Here is a 2061-nt window from a genome sequence, read left to right on the forward strand (position 1 = left end):
ACACCACCCACCACAATGCCCCAGGCGTTTTCCGCCACAGGCAGCACGGGCTCGGGAACTGCGAACAGGCTGCTGGGCGCGCCCTTCTTGTCTTTTTTGGGCTTCTTCAGCTGCCCGCCCTCGACGGTCACAAAGCTGGGGCAAAAGCCCTTCACGCAGGAGTAATCCTTGTTGCAGGTGTTCTGGTTGATGCGGCGCTTGCGGCCGAATTCGGTCTCCAGCGGCTCCACCGACAGGCAGTTGGATTGCACCGAACAATCGCCGCAGCCTTCGCACACCAGCTCGTTGATCACCACGCGCTTTTCAGGATCCACCAGGGTGCCGCGTTTACGGCGGCGGCGCTTTTCAGTCGCGCAGGTCTGGTCGTAAATGATCGCGGTCGTGCCCTTGATCTCGCGGAACTCGCGCTGGATGCGATCCAGCTCGTCGCGGTGGTGCACCGTCACACCGTCGAGCAGCGGCGCGCCGTCGTATTTCTGCGGCTCGTCGGTCACGATGACYAGCTTGGCCACGCCCTCGGCGCGCAGGCTTTGCATGATCTGCAGCACCGAATGGCCTTCAGGCCGTTCGCCGACTTGCTGGCCGCCCGTCATGGCGACCGCGTCGTTGTAGAGGATTTTGTAGGTGATGTTCACACCCGAGGCGATGGCCTGGCGGATCGCCAGCAGCCCGCTGTGAAAGTAGGTGCCGTCGCCCAGGTTGGCAAAAATGTGTTCGTCGGTCGTAAACGCCGCCTGGCCCACCCATGTCACGCCCTCGCCGCCCATCTGGGTGAAGGTGGAAGTGGAGCGGTCCATCCAGGTCGCCATGTAGTGGCAGCCGATACCGGCCACGGCGCGCGAGCCTTCGGGCACGCGGGTGCTGGTGTTGTGCGGGCAGCCGCTGCAAAACCAGGGTGCGCGCTCGCCGGTGTCGGCCTTGCCTGCGGTCAGGGCGCGCTCACGCCCTTCAATGATGGCCAGGCGCTCGTCCATGCGCGAGATGATGTCGGCGGGTACGCCCAGCTTCTTCAGGCGCTTGGCAATCGCCTTGGCGATGATGGCCGGCGTCAGGTCGGCCTTGGCGCGCAGCAGCCAGTTGTCGCTCGGGTTGGAACGGCCCCATTCGCCGCCCGACTGGTCGCCTTCGGGCTCGTCGAACTTGCCCAGCACATTGGGGCGCACATCGGCACGCCAGTTGTAGAGCTCTTCCTTGATCTGGTATTCGATGACCTGGCGTTTTTCCTCGACCACCAGAATCTCTTGCAGGCCTTCAGCGAAGTCGCGCGTGATGGTGGCCTCCAGCGGCCAGACCACGTTGACCTTGTGCAGGCGGATGCCCAACTGGTGGCAAGTGTCTTCGTCCAGGCCCAGGTCGGCCAGCGCCTGGCGCGTGTCGTTGAAGGCCTTGCCGCTGGCGATCAGGCCGAAGCGGTCTTTGGGGCCGGCGATGACGTTGTAGTTGAGCTTGTTGGCGCGGATGTACGCGAGCGCCGCATACCATTTGTAGTCCATCAGCCGGGCTTCCTGCTCCAGCGGAGCATCCGGCCAGCGGATGTGCAGTCCGCCAGGCGGCATCTCGAAATCTTCGGGGATGATGATCTTCACGCGATCGGGGTCGACCAGGATGGAGCTCGAAGACTCGACCACTTCCTGGATGGTTTTCATGCCCGACCAGACGCCGGAAAACCGGCTCATGGCAAACGCGTGCAAGCCCATGTCCAGGATGTCCTGCACATTGGACGGAAAGAACACCGGCAGGCCGCAGGCCTTGAAGATGTGGTCACTCTGGTGCGCGGCGGTGGAGCTCTTGGACACATGGTCATCGCCGGCGATGGCGATCACGCCGCCGTGTTTGGCCGTGCCGGCCATGTTGGCGTGTTTGAAAACGTCGGAGCAGCGGTCCACGCCCGGGCCCTTGCCGTACCAGATGCCGAATACGCCGTCGAATTTTTTGCTTTGCGGGTACAGGTCGAGTTGCTGGGTGCCCCAGACTGCCGTAGCGCCCAGTTCTTCATTGACGCCGGGCTGGAACACGATGTTTTGCGCAGCCAGGTGCTTTTTGGCAGCCCACAGGGCCTGG

Annotated in this window: 1 protein-coding gene; it reads right to left on the bottom strand. The window is 63.4% G+C overall.

Annotated features, from left to right (window positions below; genetic code table 11):
* Window positions 1–2061: indolepyruvate ferredoxin oxidoreductase family protein (locus AC1DWI_RS20930; protein WP_477725655.1), on the bottom strand; the 2061-nt coding region annotated here is incomplete at both ends.

The organism is Polaromonas sp. P3_C2, from assembly GCF_056402675.1.